This window comes from Sulfitobacter albidus, from assembly GCF_018200035.1.
GTDB classification, from domain to species: Bacteria; Pseudomonadota; Alphaproteobacteria; order Rhodobacterales; family Rhodobacteraceae; genus Sulfitobacter; species Sulfitobacter albidus.
Genome location: NZ_CP073581.1, coordinates 2477856 through 2494151, shown reverse-complemented (window position 1 = coordinate 2494151; position 16296 = coordinate 2477856). Strand labels below are relative to the sequence as shown.

At 62.7% G+C, this 16296-nt stretch carries 15 protein-coding genes; 12 read left to right on the top strand and 3 right to left on the bottom strand.

Translation table 11 applies throughout. From position 1 onward, the window contains the following. Positions 1-37 precede the first annotated feature (37 nt). Both rpoC and KDD17_RS12185 read left to right on the top strand, forming a co-directional pair. Positions 38-4291, top strand: coding sequence for a DNA-directed RNA polymerase subunit beta' (rpoC, locus tag KDD17_RS12190; protein WP_212703912.1), 4254 nt, complete (start codon positions 38-40; stop codon positions 4289-4291). A 168-nt stretch (positions 4292-4459) separates the two neighbouring features. Next, positions 4460-5326: a DMT family transporter gene (locus tag KDD17_RS12185; RefSeq protein WP_212703911.1), complete on the top strand. Its 867-nt coding sequence runs from the start codon at positions 4460-4462 to the stop codon at positions 5324-5326. Here KDD17_RS12185 and KDD17_RS12180 read toward each other — a convergent pair. Next, positions 5315-6070, bottom strand: a complete 756-nt coding sequence (locus KDD17_RS12180; protein ID WP_254796790.1) for a glycosyltransferase — start codon at positions 6068-6070, stop codon at positions 5315-5317. The two genes, KDD17_RS12185 and KDD17_RS12180, sit on opposite strands and share 12 nt — an antisense overlap. A gap of 56 nt (positions 6071-6126) precedes the next feature. Further along, complete coding sequence (locus tag KDD17_RS12175; protein ID WP_212703909.1) at positions 6127-6933, bottom strand: putative rhamnosyl transferase; 807 nt, start codon at positions 6931-6933, stop codon at positions 6127-6129. 378 nt (positions 6934-7311) lie between these two features. Here KDD17_RS12175 and rpsL point away from each other — a divergent pair, with 378 nt between their 5' ends. From rpsL to tuf, 4 genes are all read left to right on the top strand, one after another. Beyond that, the gene (gene rpsL / locus KDD17_RS12170) at positions 7312-7683 is read left to right on the top strand and encodes a 30S ribosomal protein S12 (protein ID WP_212703908.1); all 372 of its coding nucleotides are present in this window, start codon (positions 7312-7314) and stop codon (positions 7681-7683) included. A gap of 90 nt (positions 7684-7773) precedes the next feature. Beyond that, entirely contained in the window at positions 7774-8244 is a 471-nt protein-coding gene (rpsG, locus tag KDD17_RS12165) for a 30S ribosomal protein S7 (RefSeq protein ID WP_212703907.1), read from the top strand. A gap of 74 nt (positions 8245-8318) precedes the next feature. Continuing rightward, positions 8319-10436, top strand: coding sequence for an elongation factor G (gene fusA, locus KDD17_RS12160; protein WP_212703906.1), 2118 nt, complete (start codon positions 8319-8321; stop codon positions 10434-10436). 87 nt (positions 10437-10523) lie between these two features. Continuing rightward, on the top strand, positions 10524-11699 hold the full coding sequence (gene tuf / locus KDD17_RS12155) for an elongation factor Tu (protein WP_212703905.1): 1176 nt from the start codon (positions 10524-10526) through the stop codon (positions 11697-11699). Positions 11700-12085: 386 nt separating this feature from the next. On the opposite strand, the gene KDD17_RS12150 is transcribed toward tuf, so the two are convergent. Next, positions 12086-12682: a YceI family protein gene (locus tag KDD17_RS12150; RefSeq protein ID WP_212703904.1), complete on the bottom strand. Its 597-nt coding sequence runs from the start codon at positions 12680-12682 to the stop codon at positions 12086-12088. Between the two features lie 167 nt (positions 12683-12849). Here KDD17_RS12150 and KDD17_RS12145 point away from each other — a divergent pair, with 167 nt between their 5' ends. The 6 genes from KDD17_RS12145 to KDD17_RS12120 all read left to right on the top strand — a co-directional run bounded on the left by KDD17_RS12145 (position 12850) and on the right by KDD17_RS12120 (position 16292). Next, positions 12850-13281, top strand: a complete 432-nt coding sequence (locus KDD17_RS12145) for an RNA polymerase sigma factor (RefSeq protein WP_254796789.1) — start codon at positions 12850-12852, stop codon at positions 13279-13281. 1 nt (position 13282) lies between these two features. Continuing rightward, positions 13283-14011 carry an anti-sigma factor family protein gene (locus tag KDD17_RS12140; protein WP_212703903.1) on the top strand — a complete coding sequence of 243 codons (729 nt, stop codon included), beginning with the start codon at positions 13283-13285 and terminating at the stop codon, positions 14009-14011. Positions 14012-14188: 177 nt separating this feature from the next. Next, complete coding sequence (gene rpsJ, locus KDD17_RS12135; RefSeq protein ID WP_212703902.1) at positions 14189-14506, top strand: 30S ribosomal protein S10; 318 nt, start codon at positions 14189-14191, stop codon at positions 14504-14506. A gap of 12 nt (positions 14507-14518) precedes the next feature. Next, on the top strand, positions 14519-15385 hold the full coding sequence (gene rplC / locus KDD17_RS12130; RefSeq protein WP_212703901.1) for a 50S ribosomal protein L3: 867 nt from the start codon (positions 14519-14521) through the stop codon (positions 15383-15385). Continuing rightward, positions 15382-15999 (top strand): 50S ribosomal protein L4, encoded by a 618-nt coding sequence (rplD, locus tag KDD17_RS12125; protein WP_212703900.1) that lies wholly within the window; start codon positions 15382-15384, stop codon positions 15997-15999. Before rplC ends, rplD begins: the two co-directional genes overlap by 4 nt. Continuing rightward, positions 15996-16292, top strand: a complete 297-nt coding sequence (locus KDD17_RS12120; protein WP_212703899.1) for a 50S ribosomal protein L23 — start codon at positions 15996-15998, stop codon at positions 16290-16292. Before rplD ends, KDD17_RS12120 begins: the two co-directional genes overlap by 4 nt. Positions 16293-16296: the final 4 nt, after the last annotated feature.

The following is a 16296-nucleotide window of genomic DNA, read 5'->3' as shown; positions in this document are numbered from 1 at the left end:
ACCCTCCCCCGCACCCTCTGACACTTGAGGAAAAAGAATGAACCAGGAACTGACAAACAACCCGTTTAACCCGCTGACACCGCAAAAGGTTTTCGACGAGATCAAGGTCTCGCTCGCCTCGCCAGAGCGCATCCTTAGCTGGTCCTTCGGCGAGATCAAAAAGCCCGAGACCATCAACTACCGCACGTTCAAGCCAGAGCGTGACGGCCTGTTCTGCGCGCGGATCTTCGGGCCCATCAAGGACTACGAATGCCTCTGCGGCAAATACAAGCGCATGAAATATCGTGGCGTTGTCTGCGAGAAATGCGGCGTCGAAGTCACGCTGCAAAAGGTCCGTCGTGAGCGCATGGGCCATATCGAGCTGGCCTCACCCGTCGCGCACATCTGGTTCCTGAAATCCCTGCCATCCCGCATCGGCCTCATGCTCGACATGACCCTGCGCGATCTGGAGCGGGTGCTCTATTTCGAGAACTACGTCGTGATCGAACCGGGCCTGACCGACCTCACCTACGGTCAGATGATGACCGAAGAGGAGTACATGGACGCGCAGGACGCCTTTGGCATGGACGCCTTCACCGCCAACATCGGCGCCGAAGCCATCCGCGAGATGCTGAGCCAGATCGACCTCGAAGCCGAGGCCGACCAGCTGCGCGAAGAGCTCAAGGAAGCCACTGGTGAGCTGAAGCCCAAGAAGATCATCAAGCGCCTCAAGGTCGTGGAATCCTTCCTGGAATCCGGCAACCGACCGGAGTGGATGGTCATGACCGTGATCCCCGTGATCCCGCCGGAACTGCGCCCGCTGGTGCCGCTCGACGGGGGCCGCTTCGCGACATCCGATCTCAACGATCTCTACCGCCGCGTCATCAACCGCAACAACCGCCTCAAGCGCCTGATCGAGCTGCGCGCGCCCGACATCATCGTGCGCAACGAAAAGCGGATGTTGCAGGAATCCGTCGACGCGCTGTTCGACAACGGCCGCCGTGGCCGCGTGATCACCGGTGCCAACAAGCGCCCGCTGAAATCGCTGTCTGACATGCTCAAGGGCAAGCAGGGCCGTTTCCGTCAGAACCTTCTGGGTAAACGCGTCGACTTCTCCGGCCGTTCGGTCATCGTGACCGGCCCCGAGCTGAAGCTGCACCAGTGCGGCCTGCCCAAGAAGATGGCGCTCGAGCTGTTCAAACCGTTCATCTATTCGCGCCTTGAAGCAAAGGGCCTCAGCTCCACCGTCAAGCAAGCCAAAAAGCTGGTTGAAAAAGAGCGTCCCGAGGTCTGGGATATCCTGGATGAGGTCATCCGCGAACACCCCGTCATGCTCAACCGTGCGCCCACGCTGCACCGTCTTGGCATTCAGGCGTTCGAGCCCGTTCTGATCGAAGGGAAAGCGATCCAGCTGCACCCGCTCGTCTGCTCGGCGTTCAACGCCGACTTCGACGGTGACCAGATGGCCGTGCACGTGCCGCTTTCGCTCGAAGCGCAACTCGAAGCGCGCGTTCTGATGATGTCCACGAACAACGTGCTGTCGCCCGCCAACGGCGCGCCGATCATCGTGCCCTCGCAGGATATGATCCTCGGCCTCTACTACACCACGCTTGAGCGTGAGGGCATGAAGGGCGAAGGCAAGATCTTTGGCACCGTCGACGAGGTGCAGCACGCGCTCGACGCGGGCGAAGTGCACCTGCACACCAAGATCAAGGCCCGGATCAAGCAGATCGACAACGAAGGCAACGAAGTGCTCGTGCGCTTCGACACGACCCCCGGTCGCGTCCGCCTCGGTGCGATGCTGCCGCTGAACGCCAAGGCGCCGTTCGATCTGGTCAACCGTCTGCTGCGCAAGAAGGAAGTGCAGCAGGTCATCGACACCGTCTACCGCTACTGCGGTCAGAAGGAATCGGTCATCTTCTGCGATCAGATCATGACCATGGGTTTCCGCGAAGCCTTCCGCGCCGGGATTTCCTTCGGCAAGGACGACATGCTGATCCCCGACACCAAATGGCCGCTGGTCGAAGAGACCCGCGAGCAGGTGAAGGATTTTGAACAGCAGTACATGGACGGCCTGATCACCCAGGGTGAAAAGTACAACAAGGTCGTCGATGCCTGGTCGAAGTGTAACGACAAGGTGACCGAGGCCATGATGGGCTCGATCTCTGCCGAGAAGCGGGATGAGAACGGCGCCGAGATGGAGCCGAATTCGGTCTACATGATGGCCCACTCCGGTGCGCGTGGCTCTGTCACGCAGATGAAACAGCTGGGCGGGATGCGCGGCCTGATGGCCAAGCCGAACGGCGACATCATCGAGACGCCGATCATCTCGAACTTCAAGGAAGGTCTGACCGTTCTTGAATACTTCAACTCAACCCACGGCGCCCGCAAGGGTCTGTCGGATACGGCTCTGAAAACGGCGAACTCGGGCTACCTGACCCGCCGTCTGGTGGACGTCGCACAGGACTGCATCGTGCGCATGCACGATTGCGGCACCGAAACCGCGATCACCGCAACCGCCGCTGTCAACGACGGTGAGGTTGTCGCCTCGCTCTCCGAGCGTCTGCTGGGCCGTGTCGTGGCCGAGGACATCCTGCGTCCCGGCACCGACGAGGTGCTTGCCGCCCACGGCACACTGATCGACGAACGCCTGTCGGATCTGATCGACGAGGCGGGCGTGCAATCCGCGCGCATCCGCAGCCCGCTGACCTGCGACGCCGAAGAAGGCGTGTGCGCACAGTGCTACGGTCGCGACCTCGCGCGCGGTACGCTGGTCAACCAAGGTGAGGCCGTCGGCATCATCGCGGCCCAGTCCATCGGTGAGCCGGGCACACAGCTGACCATGCGGACCTTCCACATCGGCGGGGTTGCCCAGGGTGGCCAGCAGTCGTTCCAGGAAGCTGGCCAGGCGGGCAAGATCACGTTCGAGAACACCTCGACGCTGGAGAACTCCGCGGGCGAGACAATGGTCATGGGCCGCAACATGAAGATGTTCATCATGGATGAGCACGGCGAAGAACGCGCCAACTTCAAGGTCGGCTACGGCACCAAACTGCACGTCAAGGAAGGCCAGCAGGTCTCCCGCGGCGACAAGCTGTTCGAATGGGATCCCTACACCCTGCCGATCATCGCCGAAGCGGCCGGTACGGCCAAACACGTCGATCTTGTCTCAGGCCTCGCCGTCAGGGACGAGACCGACGATGCGACCGGCATGACCCAGAAGATCGTGATCGACTGGCGCGCGGCGCCCAAGGGCAACGAGCTCAAGCCAGAGATCATCCTGCTGGACAAGGACGGCGAGCCTGTGCGCAACGATGCGGGCAACCCGATCACCTATCCGATGTCCGTGGACGCGGTCCTGTCCGTCGAGGATCAGGCCGAGGTGCAGGCCGGCGACATCATCGCGCGCATCCCGCGCGAAGGCGCCAAAACCAAGGACATTACCGGTGGTCTGCCCCGTGTGGCCGAACTCTTTGAGGCACGCCGCCCCAAGGATCACGCCATCATCGCGGAAATCGACGGCTACGTGCGCTACGGCAAGGACTACAAGAACAAGCGCCGCATCGCGATCGAATCCGCGGAGGATCCGGAGCACAAGGTCGAATACATGGTGCCCAAGGGGAAACACATCCCCGTGGCCGAAGGCGACTTCGTGCAGAAGGGTGACTACATCATGGACGGCAACCCCGCGCCGCACGACATCCTCGCCATCATGGGCGTCGAGGCGCTGGCCGATTACATGATCGCCGAGGTGCAGGATGTGTACCGACTGCAGGGTGTGAAGATCAACGACAAGCACATCGAAGTCATCGTGCGCCAGATGCTGCAAAAGTGGGAAATCCAGGAGAGCGGCGATACGACGCTTCTCAAGGGGGAACACGTGGACAAGCAGGAATTCGACACGGCCAACGAAAAGGCGCTGTCGAAGGGCGGCCGCCCGGCCAAGGGCGAACCGATCCTGCTGGGCATCACCAAGGCGTCACTGCAAACCCGCAGCTTCATCTCGGCCGCATCCTTCCAGGAAACGACCCGCGTGCTGACCGAAGCCTCCGTGCAGGGCAAGCGTGACAAGCTGGTCGGCCTCAAGGAAAACGTCATCGTGGGCCGTTTGATCCCCGCGGGCACCGGCGGGGCGACCCAGCAGATGCGCCGCGTGGCGTCGGACCGCGACAACGTGGTCATCGAAGCGCGCCGGATCGAGGCCGAAAAGGCCGCGGCGCTGGCCGCCCCGGTCGAACAGCCGAGCGACGATATCGTCGGGGGCGACGTGTTCGATCAGGCACCGATCATCGACGAAGACAGCCGCGATTGATCCCGCGACCGGCGAAAAAATCCAAACCCCCGCGTTCACACGCGGGGGTTTTTTTCGTGTTGCGCCCCCAGACTTTCCCCGAAAGTCTGACACCAAACTTTCGTCCGAAAGTTTGTGCCCAAGAATTTTCTCAAATTCTTGCCCCCGCGTGAGGCTGAAGGAGCTTTCATGTCCGCGAATGTCAAAGGCGCGTTGCTGATGATGGGCTCGATGGTGGCCTTCGTCATCAACGACAGTTTCCTGCGTCTGACCGAAGGGTCGATCCCGCTTTTCCAGCTGATCTTCGTGCGCGGGCTCGCCGCCACGGCCCTGATCTTTGCGCTGGCCACCTGGATGGGTGCCCTGCGCACACGGCTCTCACCGATGGACCGCACGCTCGTCGGCCTGCGCGCGCTGGCCGAAATCACGACCTCGTACTTCTTTCTCAACGCGCTGTTCAACATGCCGCTGGGCAACCTCAACGCGATTATGCAGGTGGTGCCGCTAACGGTGACATTGGGCACCGCGCTCGTCTACCGCGAGGCGGTGGGCTGGCGGCGGATGCTGGCGATTGTCGTGGGGCTTTGCGGTGTGCTGCTGATCATCCGGCCGGGTGCGGAGGGGTTCAACCAATGGTCTCTCTACGCGCTGGCTGCCGTGCTGGGCGTCACCGCGCGCGATCTGATCACCCGCAGGCTTTCGCCCGCCGCACCGGGGCTTTCGGTGACGCTGGGCACCTCGTTCGCGGTCACCGCGGCCGCTGGACTCGCCTCACTGACAGAGGCTTGGGCCCCTATCGGCGCGCAGAACGCGGGTTTCATAGCGGGCTCCGCGGTGTTCATCTTTGCGGGCTATTTCCTTAGCATTCAGGTCATGCGCGTGGGCGAGGTCGGCTTTGTCGCGCCGTTTCGCTATACCGGTCTGGTGGTGGCGATGATCGTGGGCTTTGCCGTCTTTGACGAGATCCCGACGCTGCTGACGCTCTTGGGGGCGGTCATCGTCATCGCCACGGGGCTCTTTACCTTCTACCGCGAGCGGCAGCTGTCACGGGCGTGAGAACACCGCGCGCACGGTCGCATCGTCCACCCCAAACCGCGCGCGGATATGCGCCGCCTGATCCGCGTCCATGGGTTGGTAATCAAACACGTTCTTCTTGCCCTTGAGCCGGCTGTCGTTGAAATCATTATGCCCGCGCAGCATCATGTCGCTGTGCGTAAAGGTGACGGTGGGCATCTCCTGCCACAGGTTCTGATGGCCTTGTCCCATGATGGTGATGTCGCTGCCCGGCTGCACCACGATCCCCAGCGCAATCGCCGAGTAGGCGTAGGTATAGGGCCAAAGCTTCATCCCCTCGGCGCCCGCCGTATAGACATAGCCGCGGTTGAAATCCACGGCCACCGCCGGGTGGCGCGTGCGGATGGGGGCGATGTCATGCGCCGTCTGGCGGAACGCCGCGACAAAATCCAGCGCCATCGCATCGTCGTCGTCGAGCCGGAACTGCAGATGCGCCGCGTCCGTCTCGCCGCGCCAGTCCAGCAGCGCCTTGCGCATGATGCGCCGGTGCGGGCGCGGCGGATACTGGCGGATCTCGCATTGCGGGATGCCCGCCGTCAGCGCACGCAGCCGCGCGAGATAGGGTTCCGGCAGGCTGTTGCCCGTCACGATCAGAAAGGTGAAATCGGGATCGGTCTGTCCGGCGACCGAGGGCAGCGTGACCGCCTCGAACAGGCGCAGCCGCTCCTCCATCCGCGCCGGATCATACAGATACGCCTTTTGCGCCTCCATATCATCAAAGCCCACGCTGAATCCCCCGCGCCCGGCGTAGGAGAACCGACAGATCCCGACACAGCGCATCGCTAGGCCCGCCCGAACACGCGCGCGACCGTCTCAAGATCCACGGCAAAGCGGTCGCGAAAGATCTCGGCGTGCTCGAATCCGATGGGATCAAGGTCGATCTTGCGGGGGGTCTTCTGGCGGCTGTCGTTCCAGCCGTTGTGCCCGCGGATGAACATGCGCGGATCGTCGAAACTGATCGACGGCATGAAGCGGTTGATCTTGTTGTGGGCGAAATTCATGATCGTGAGCTTGCAGCCCCCGCGCACCCACATCCCCAGACCGGCCACGTCAAAGGGGCGGAAGGTTTCGGCCATCTGGATGCCGTGGGGCCCGTATTCGGCGATGTAGCCCTTGTTCCAGTCGAACGCGACGGCCTTGTGCTGACGGATCAGCGCATCGCTGTCGCGCGCGGCGCGGCGCAACCGCGCGATGTAGTCGATGGCCACCGCGTCGTCGTCATCGCTGCGAAACTGGATGCAGGGCGCGTCCGGGTCGCGGCGCGCGCGGTTGAGGATCTCTTTCATCACCTCGCGTTGCGGGCGCGGCGGCTCTGCGTGGATGCGCGCCTGCGGCAGATCGGCGATCAGATCGTGCAGCCGGTCCAGATGCCGCCGGGGCAGCTGGTCGCCCACCACGATGATCAGCTCGAAATCGGGGTCTGTCTGGGCGCGCAGACAGGGCAGGGCCACGGCCTCGAACAGGCGAAACCGTTCTTCGAGGCGGTCATCCCCGTAGAGGTAGGCAATGCGCTGATCGATCGTGTCGTGATCGACCTGAAAGCCCCCGATGGCCGGGTAGGAAAACCGGCACAGCCCGATGATCTGCATGTCTGCCCCCTTGCCGTGATGCGCCTGCGACGGCTAGCACCGCAATGCGACGACTATGCGGCGGCGCGGTGGTTTTTGGCAAGCGGGGCAGGGCGGTTGACACTCAGCCGGGCGGCGCGTATACGCCCGCCATATGCCGGATGGGGGTCGCCCCGGTCGGTGCACATCATACCGCAGTGGTCACGATCCAGGCCGCCTTTCCAGGCCCGATCCTCTGAAGCCGCGCCGCCTCGCTTACCCCGGAACGGAAGCGTCGCGGCCAATTTGCTTTGGACCATCTGCCCCAGACGACGCCACCGCGGACGCGTGGGGCACCGATATTCACCGCAGGGGCGCGCCCCTCGCATCCATGACGAGCAACACGGGGATTAAACCGGAATGCCAACGATTCAGCAGCTGATCCGCAAACCGCGCCAGCCAAAACGCAAAACTTCGAAATCCATGCACCTGCAGCAGTGCCCACAGAAACGTGGCGTCTGCACACGGGTCTATACAACCACACCGAAAAAGCCGAACTCGGCGATGCGTAAGGTCGCCAAGGTCCGTCTGACCAATGGCTTCGAAGTCATCTCCTACATTCCCGGCGAATCGCACAACCTTCAGGAACACTCCGTCGTCCTGATCCGCGGCGGCCGTGTGAAAGACCTTCCCGGTGTGCGCTACCACATCCTGCGCGGCGTGCTTGATACGCAAGGCGTCAAGGACCGCAAGCAGCGCCGTTCGAAATACGGTGCCAAGCGTCCGAAGTAAGATCGCCTTGGACGGGGCCCGGCCCCGTCTGCCACCATTACAATCGGGCAGGGCTTTGCCCCGTGCCCCCCGCCAAGAGGAAGACAACAGATGTCACGCCGCCACGCCGCTGAAAAACGCGAAGTTCTGCCAGACGCCAAATACGGCGATCTGATCCTGACAAAATTCATGAACAACCTGATGATCGACGGCAAGAAATCTGTCGCCGAAACCATCGTCTACAACGCGATGGACCGGGTCGAGAGCAAGATCAAACGCGCCCCCATCGAGGTGTTCCACGAAGCGCTCGACAACATCCAGCCCGCCGTCGAGGTCCGCTCGCGCCGTGTGGGTGGTGCGACCTATCAGGTTCCCGTCGAAGTGCGCCCCGAGCGCCGTCAGGCCCTCGCGATCCGCTGGCTGATCAAAGCCGCCCGCGCGCGCAACGAAAACACCATGGAAGAGCGCCTCGCAGGTGAGCTTCTGGACGCTGTGCAGTCCCGCGGTTCGGCCGTGAAAAAGCGCGAAGATACCCACAAGATGGCCGACGCCAACAAGGCGTTCAGCCACTACCGCTGGTAACACCGATACGATCAGGGCCGCGAGCCGCGCGGCCCTTGACCTTTTTTTAGCATTCTCTTGAGGAAGCACTGAAAATGGCACGCGACTATCCGCTAGACCGCTACCGCAACTTCGGCATCATGGCCCACATCGATGCCGGCAAAACCACATGCTCCGAACGCATCCTGTACTACACGGGCAAATCCCACAACATCGGTGAGGTGCACGATGGTGCGGCCACCATGGACTGGATGGAGCAGGAGCAGGAACGCGGCATCACCATCACCTCCGCTGCGACGACCACCTTCTGGGAGCGCACCGAGAACGGCACAGAGCCCGACAGCCCCAAGCATCGCCTGAACATCATCGACACCCCCGGCCACGTTGACTTCACCATCGAAGTCGAGCGTTCGCTCGCGGTTCTCGACGGTGCCGTCTGCGTGCTGGACGCCAACGCCGGTGTCGAGCCCCAGACAGAAACCGTCTGGCGCCAGGCCGACCGCTACAAAGTGCCGCGCATGGTGTTCGTCAACAAGATGGACAAGATCGGCGCCGACTTCTTCAACTGCGTGCGCATGATCGAAGACCGCACCGGCGCGGTTGCCGTGCCCGTCGGTATCCCGATCGGTGCCGAGACCGAGCTGGAAGGTCTGATCGACCTCGTCACCATGGAAGAGTGGCTGTGGCAGGGTGAAGATCTGGGCGCGTCCTGGGTCAAAGCCCCCATCCGCGATAGCCTCAAGGACATGGCCGACGAATGGCGCGCCAAGATGATCGAGAATGCCGTCGAGCAGGACGATGACGCCATGGAAGCCTACCTCGAAGGCGAGGAGCCCGACGTCCCAACCCTGCGCAAACTGCTGCGCAAGGGCACGCTGGCGATGGCATTCGTGCCCGTGCTCGGTGGTTCTGCCTTCAAGAACAAGGGCGTGCAGCCGCTGCTCAACGCCGTGGTTGACTACCTGCCCAGCCCGCTGGACGTGGTCGACTACATGGGCTTCAAACCCGGCGATGAGGACGAAGTCCGCAACATCCCGCGCCGCGCCGACGACGACATGGCGTTCTCGGGCCTCGCGTTCAAAATCATGAACGACCCCTTCGTGGGCTCGCTGACCTTCACCCGCGTCTACTCGGGCAAGCTCAACAAGGGTGATACCCTGTTGAACTCGACCAAGGGCAAGAAAGAGCGCGTTGGCCGCATGATGATGATGCACTCCAACGACCGTGAGGAAATCACCGAAGCCTTCGCGGGCGACATCATCGCGCTGGCGGGTCTGAAAGACACCACCACCGGTGACACGCTGTGCTCCGAAAAAGAGCCGGTCGTGCTGGAGACGATGACCTTCCCCGATCCGGTCATCGAGATCGCCGTCGAGCCAAAGACAAAGGCCGACCAGGAAAAGATGTCCGCAGGTCTGCAGCGTCTCGCAGCCGAGGATCCTTCTTTCCGCGTCGAGACTGATCTCGAATCCGGTCAGACCATCATGAAGGGCATGGGCGAACTTCACCTCGACATTCTGGTGGATCGCCTCAAGCGTGAATTCAAGGTCGAGGCGAACATCGGTGCCCCCCAGGTGGCCTACCGCGAGACCATCGGTCACGAGGTCGAGCATACCTACACCCACAAGAAACAGTCGGGTGGTTCGGGTCAGTTCGGTGAAGTCAAACTGCTCATCTCCCCCACGGAGCCGGGCGAAGGCTACTCTTTCGAGTCCAAGATCGTCGGTGGCGCGGTGCCAAAGGAATACATTCCGGGCGTCGAAAAGGGCATCAACTCGGTCATGGACAGCGGTCCGCTCGCGGGCTTCCCCGTGATCGACTTCAAGGTGCAGCTGCTGGACGGCAAGTTCCACGATGTGGACAGCTCGGTCCTCGCGTTCGAGATCGCGGCACGCATGTGCATGCGTGAAGGGATGCGCAAGGCCGGCGCGAAACTGCTCGAGCCGATCATGAAGGTCGAGGTGATCACACCCGAAGAATATACCGGCGGCATCATCGGTGACCTGACGTCGCGTCGCGGCCAAGTGCAGGGTCAGGACACCCGCGGCAACGCGATTGCGATCGACGCTTTCGTGCCGCTGGCCAACATGTTCGGCTACATCAACACGCTGCGCTCGATGTCTTCGGGTCGTGCGAACTTCACCATGCAGTTCGACCACTACGAAGCCGTGCCAAGCAACATCTCCGACGAGATCCAGGCGAAATTCGCCTGATCCCCGGTGCGCCCGCAAGGGCGCACCGACCCCACGTAGGGTGCGCCTCACCGGGCCACCTCCCGCACACATAAAGGAGCCAACACCATGGCAAAGGAAAAGTTTGAACGTAACAAGCCGCACGTGAACATCGGAACGATTGGTCACGTGGATCACGGCAAGACGACGCTGACGGCGGCGATCACGAAGTACTTCGGCGACTTCAAGGCGTACGACCAGATTGACGGCGCGCCCGAGGAGAAAGCGCGCGGGATCACGATTTCGACGGCGCACGTTGAGTATGAGACCGACACGCGCCACTACGCGCATGTCGACTGCCCCGGCCACGCGGACTACGTCAAGAACATGATCACCGGTGCGGCGCAGATGGACGGCGCGATCCTGGTGGTGAACGCGGCCGACGGCCCGATGCCCCAGACGCGTGAGCACATCCTGCTGGGCCGCCAGGTTGGCATCCCCTACATGGTTGTTTTCATGAACAAAGTCGACCAGGTCGACGATGAGGAGCTGCTCGAGCTCGTCGAGATGGAAATCCGTGAGCTGCTGTCCTCCTACGAGTACCCCGGCGACGACATCCCGATCATCCCCGGCTCCGCGCTGGCGGCGATGAACGGTGACAACCCCGAGATCGGCGAAGAGGCGATCCGCAAGCTGATGGCGGCCGTGGACGAGTACATCCCGACGCCCGAGCGCGCGGTGGACATGCCGTTCCTGATGCCGGTCGAGGACGTGTTCTCGATCTCCGGTCGCGGGACCGTTGTGACGGGTCGTGTCGAGCGGGGCGTGATCAACGTGGGCGACGAGATCGAGATCGTCGGCATCCGCGACACCAAGAAGACGACCTGCACGGGCGTTGAAATGTTCCGCAAGCTGCTGGACCGCGGTGAAGCGGGCGACAACATCGGCGCGCTGCTGCGCGGCATCGACCGTGAAGGCGTCGAGCGCGGCCAGGTTCTGTGCAAGCCGGCTTCCGTGAAGCCCCACACCAAGTTCGAAGCCGAAGCCTACATCCTCACCAAAGAGGAAGGCGGCCGTCACACGCCGTTCTTCGCGAACTACCGCCCGCAGTTCTACTTCCGCACGACGGACGTGACCGGCACGGTTCAGCTGCCCGAGGGCACCGAGATGGTGATGCCGGGTGACAACCTGAAGTTCGACGTCGAGCTGATCGCGCCGATCGCAATGGAGCAGGGCCTGCGCTTCGCCATCCGTGAAGGTGGCCGGACAGTGGGTGCGGGCGTTGTTTCAAAAATTACTGAATAATTTTTGAACAACGCACGCCGTGGGCGTCACCTGCGTGGCAGTGACGGCGACTTTGCCTTTGGCAAAGTCTGCCGCGTGTACCTCACCTGCGGCAGTGCCTTCCTGAAAAGAAGGTCACGAGAGCAGAGAGGTGCACCCGGTAGCCGTCCTGGGACCACCGTTGCCGCGGGCCTCATCCGGGGTCACGAGAACGCAGAGACGCAGCACCCGGTGCTGATAAAACGCAAAGGCCGCCTCGACGAGGCGGCCTTTGTCACGAGAGGGCACCCGCGCAAACACACCGCATGGCCGCCTCCCATCCCCCACGCGCCGCCAAATCTTCGCAGAAGATTTGCGCCCAAAGTTTGCCGGCAAACTTTGAGGTCGCCCGCGGGAACGGTCCGCGATCAATCGGCGTCGAACACCAGTCGCAGGGTCACCGGGCTCACCCGTGTGATGCTGTCGAGGCTTGCAAGCTCCTGCAGCTTGTCGATGCCTGCGTCGATCTGAGCGTCTTCCGTGCTCAGCATCACCATGCCATTGGTGCTGACCAGTACCCGGTCCTCGCTCAGCCGCATGACGAACAGGTTCGCGTCCAACTCGTTCTCGACCCCCAGCAGGGCAAGGGTGCCGTATGTCTCAAGGGTGGTGGCCTCGCCGACGGCCAGCCCGTTCACTTCGCTCATGTCGATCTCGGCCGTGATCGTGGCTTCGGGTGCGTTGCGGAACACGAACTCCGCCATACGCGCGTTGCGGATGTCGATCAGCGTCTCGACCGATCCGAGGTTCAGTGTCACAGTGGCCATCCCTTCGGCGGAAACGGCGCCGGAGATCTTGGTGAAGGTGTGGGATTCACCGGTGTAGTCGTTCTTGATCGAGCCGAACGAGACGTTCGAGAGCGTCGGCTCCAGCGTCCAGCCCTGTGCGTGCCCGTCGGCAAGTACCGACGTGGCGGCACAGAGGGACAGAACCGCAAGACCGGCGAGGGGATTGAATTTGCGCATGGGGGTTTCCTTTCGTAAGGGTAGGGGACACCGCTTCATTTCGTCGCGGTCATAGGGAAAACACCGGGAGGAACGGGATTATTCGCTGGCTGTCCAAAAATACTGCACAGCGGGAAGTAGAGGCCGGGCTTGGCCCGCTTTATCCGCGCCTTTGGCGGTTCTGCCTTGTGTTGACCCGCAACCGCGCCGATGCCGCCGATCTGGCCCAGACCACCTGCGAACGGGCGCTGCGCGCCGCGGACAGCTATACGCCGGGCACGGCGCTGGATCGGTGGATCATGACGATCGCCCGGCGGACCTGGCTCAACGACATCCGCGCGGGCAAGGTGCGCCGCGGCGCGGGCCTTGTCGCCGTGGAGGACATCGCGCTTGCCGACGAAAAACCTCACGCGGATGTGAATATTTTTGCGGCTCAGGTGTTGAACATGGTAGAGGCCTTGCCCGAAGGCCAGCGCGAGGTCATCTATCTGGTCTCGGTCGAAGGATACAGCTACCGCGAAACGGCGGATCTGCTGGACATCCCGATCGGCACCGTGATGAGCCGCCTTTCCACCGCGCGCGCCAAACTGGCCGCGCAACTCACCGACGAAGGACAGTGACATGACCGACTCAGACCGCGCCTTCACCGACGAAGAACTTGGCGCCTACATCGACGGGGAGGCAGATGCAGATCTGCGCGCCGCGATCGAGGCCGCCCGCCTGTCCGATCCCGCGCTCGATGCGCGGCTCGCCCAACTCGAGGGCGTCGGCAACGCGCTGCGCGGCGCGTATGATTTCGACGCGCTCGACCCGCCCGCCTATATCGCCGCGACGCAGGCGCCCACCGCCCTGCCGCTGCGCCGCCTCGCGGTGCCCGTCGGGCTGGCGGCGGCATTCGTGCTGGGCATGTTCGTGTCGCCACAGCCCGTGACCAAACCCGGCTGGATCGATCAGGTCGCCTCCTACCAGGCGCTTTACGTGACCCAGACGCTGGCGCAGACCCCGGCGGACAACACGCAATCCATCGCGACACTGGCGGGCGCCACGCAAAGCCTCGGCGTCGATCTTTCCCCGGCGACCACGCTTGCCGAGCTTGACTTCAAGCGGGCGCAAATGCTCGGGATCGGGGAAAGCCCGCTTGTTCAGATGGCCTATCTTGACGATGCGGGCGTGCCGTTTGCGTTTTGCATCACGCGGGTCGATGGCGCTGATCGCGGTGTCGCGACCTCGACCTCCCACGCGCTGGCGACGGCCAGCTGGGTGCGCGACGGCATCGGCTACGTGATCGTAGGCGGCGACGATGAGGCCCGCGCGCAGCAACTCGCCGAGAGCCTGCAAACCCTGCTGTGATTTTCGCGCGGGGCGGGGCAAATCCGCCTTGCCCCCGCGCGCCCCACCGCCTATAGCAGCCCCAGACGAGTCGGGGCGCATCAGGCGCCCCGTTCCCGTTACATTCAGACGCGATGAGGGGGCGGGATGAGCCTGTTTCCTCCAATCCGTTGACACCCCAATCTCAAGGGGAATGACATGGCTGCAAGCCAGAACATCCGCATCCGCCTGAAGGCGTTTGATTACCGGGTGCTTGATGCCTCCACCCAGGAAATCGTCAACACCGCCAAACGCACCGGCGCCTCCGTTCGCGGGCCCATCCCGCTGCCCAACAAGATCGAGCGTTTCACCGTTCTGCGTGGTCCCCACGTTGACAAGAAATCCCGCGACCAGTGGGAAATCCGTACGCACAAACGTATGCTCGACATCGTTGATCCGACACCGCAAACCGTGGACGCGCTGATGAAGCTCGACCTGGCCGCCGGTGTGGACGTCGAAATCAAACTGCAATCGTAAGGGGGCTCAGACATGTTGCGCTCAGGCGTTATTGCGAAAAAAGTCGGCATGACCCGACTGTTCATGGAAGATGGTCGTCAGATCCCTGTGACCGTTCTTCAACTCGATAAACTTCAGGTCGTCGATCAACGCACGATGGACCGGGACGGCTATACCGCCGTTCAGCTGGGTGCCGGGTCGGCCAAGGCCAAGCGGACCAGCCAGGCGATGCGCGGCCACTTTGCCGCCGCCAAGGTTGAGCCAAAGCGGAAAGTCGCGGAATTCCGCGTCGATGCCGACAACCTCATCCCCGTGGGCGAGGAAATCATCGCCGACCATTACTTTGCCGGTCAGTTCGTCGACGTGGCGGGCACCTCCATCGGTAAGGGTTTTGCGGGTGCTATGAAGCGTCACAACTTCGGCGGTCTGCGCGCCTCGCACGGTGTGTCGATCTCCCACCGTTCGCACGGCTCCACCGGCCAGTGTCAGGATCCCGGCAAGGTTTTCAAAGGCAAGAAGATGGCCGGCCACATGGGCGCTGCCCGCGTGACCACGCAGAACCTTCAGGTGGTGAAAACCGACGCCTCCCGCGGCCTCATCATGGTCAAAGGCGCCGTTCCCGGCTCCAAAGGGGGCTGGGTCACGGTCAAGGACGCGGTGAAAAAGCCGTTCCCCGAAGAAGCGATCCTGCCCGCCGCGCTGAAATCCGCCGCTGAGGAAGCCGCCAAAGCCGCCGAAGAGGCCGCCGCAGCCGCCGCCGCAGAGGCCGAAGCCGAAGCCAAGCGCCTTGCCGAAGAGCAGGCAGCGCAGGAAGCCGAAGCGCTGAAAGAAGCCGAAGCCGAGATCGAAGCCGATAAGGCCGAAGAAGGCGACGCAGACAAGAAAGAAGGTGACGCATGAAACTCGATGTCATCAAACTCGACGGCGGCAAGGCCGGGTCGGTTGATCTGGACGAGGCCCTGTTCGGTCTCGAGCCACGCGCCGACATCCTGCACCGCGTCGTGCGCTGGCAGCGTAACAACGCCCAGCAAGGCACGCACAAGGTCAAGACGCGCTCCGAAGTCAGCTACTCGACCAAGAAGATCTATCGCCAGAAGGGCACCGGCGGCGCACGCCACGGCGCACGCTCTGCTCCGATCTTCCGCAAGGGTGGTATCTACAAAGGCCCCACGCCCCGCAGCCACGGCCACGAGCTGACCAAGAAATTCCGCAAACTTGGCCTGCGCCACGCGCTCTCCGCCAAGATGAAGGAAGGTCGCGTGGTCATCCTCGACGAGGCCGCAGGCGCGTCCAAAACCGCCGCCCTGGCCAAGCAGATCAAGGATCTGGGCTGGAAGCGGGCACTGGTCATCGACGGTGCGTCGGTGAACGAAGACTTCGCCCAGGCCGCCCGCAACATCGAAGGTCTGGATATCCTGCCGTCGATGGGCGCAAACGTATATGACATCCTCAAGCGTGACACGCTCGTGATCACCAAGGCAGGTGTCGAAGCACTGGAGGCCCGTTTGAAATGAGCGCGAAACCAGAACACTACGACGTGATCCGCAAGCCGATCATCACCGAAAAAGCGACAATGGCGTCCGAGAACAACGCCGTCGTTTTCGAAGTGTCGATGGACAGCAACAAACCCCAGATCAAAGAGGCCGTCGAAGCGCTGTTTGGTGTGAAGGTGAAGGGCGTCAACACGACCATCACCAAGGGTAAGGTCAAGCGTTTCCGGGGCCAGCTCGGCACCCGCCGCGACGTGAAAAAGGCCTATGTGACCCTCGAAGAGGGTAATACCATCGACGTCAGCACCGGCCTCTAAGCGC

Excerpts from the sequence above, each read along its gene's own strand:
- KDD17_RS12185 (WP_212703911.1), top strand. The coding sequence starts at position 4,460 with ATGTCCGCGAATGTCAAAGGCGCGTTGCTGATGATGGGCTCGATGGTG.
- rplC (WP_212703901.1), top strand. The coding sequence starts at position 14,519 with ATGTTGCGCTCAGGCGTTATTGCGAAAAAAGTCGGCATGACCCGACTG.
- rpsJ (WP_212703902.1), top strand. The coding sequence starts at position 14,189 with ATGGCTGCAAGCCAGAACATCCGCATCCGCCTGAAGGCGTTTGATTAC.
- KDD17_RS12150 (WP_212703904.1), bottom strand. The coding sequence starts at position 12,682 with ATGCGCAAATTCAATCCCCTCGCCGGTCTTGCGGTTCTGTCCCTCTGT.
- rpsL (WP_212703908.1), top strand. The coding sequence starts at position 7,312 with ATGCCAACGATTCAGCAGCTGATCCGCAAACCGCGCCAGCCAAAACGC.
- rpsG (WP_212703907.1), top strand. The coding sequence starts at position 7,774 with ATGTCACGCCGCCACGCCGCTGAAAAACGCGAAGTTCTGCCAGACGCC.
- KDD17_RS12175 (WP_212703909.1), bottom strand. The coding sequence starts at position 6,933 with ATGCAGATCATCGGGCTGTGCCGGTTTTCCTACCCGGCCATCGGGGGC.
- rplD (WP_212703900.1), top strand. The coding sequence starts at position 15,382 with ATGAAACTCGATGTCATCAAACTCGACGGCGGCAAGGCCGGGTCGGTT.
- KDD17_RS12120 (WP_212703899.1), top strand. The coding sequence starts at position 15,996 with ATGAGCGCGAAACCAGAACACTACGACGTGATCCGCAAGCCGATCATC.
- tuf (WP_212703905.1), top strand. The coding sequence starts at position 10,524 with ATGGCAAAGGAAAAGTTTGAACGTAACAAGCCGCACGTGAACATCGGA.
- fusA (WP_212703906.1), top strand. The coding sequence starts at position 8,319 with ATGGCACGCGACTATCCGCTAGACCGCTACCGCAACTTCGGCATCATG.
- KDD17_RS12140 (WP_212703903.1), top strand. The coding sequence starts at position 13,283 with ATGACCGACTCAGACCGCGCCTTCACCGACGAAGAACTTGGCGCCTAC.
- rpoC (WP_212703912.1), top strand. The coding sequence starts at position 38 with ATGAACCAGGAACTGACAAACAACCCGTTTAACCCGCTGACACCGCAA.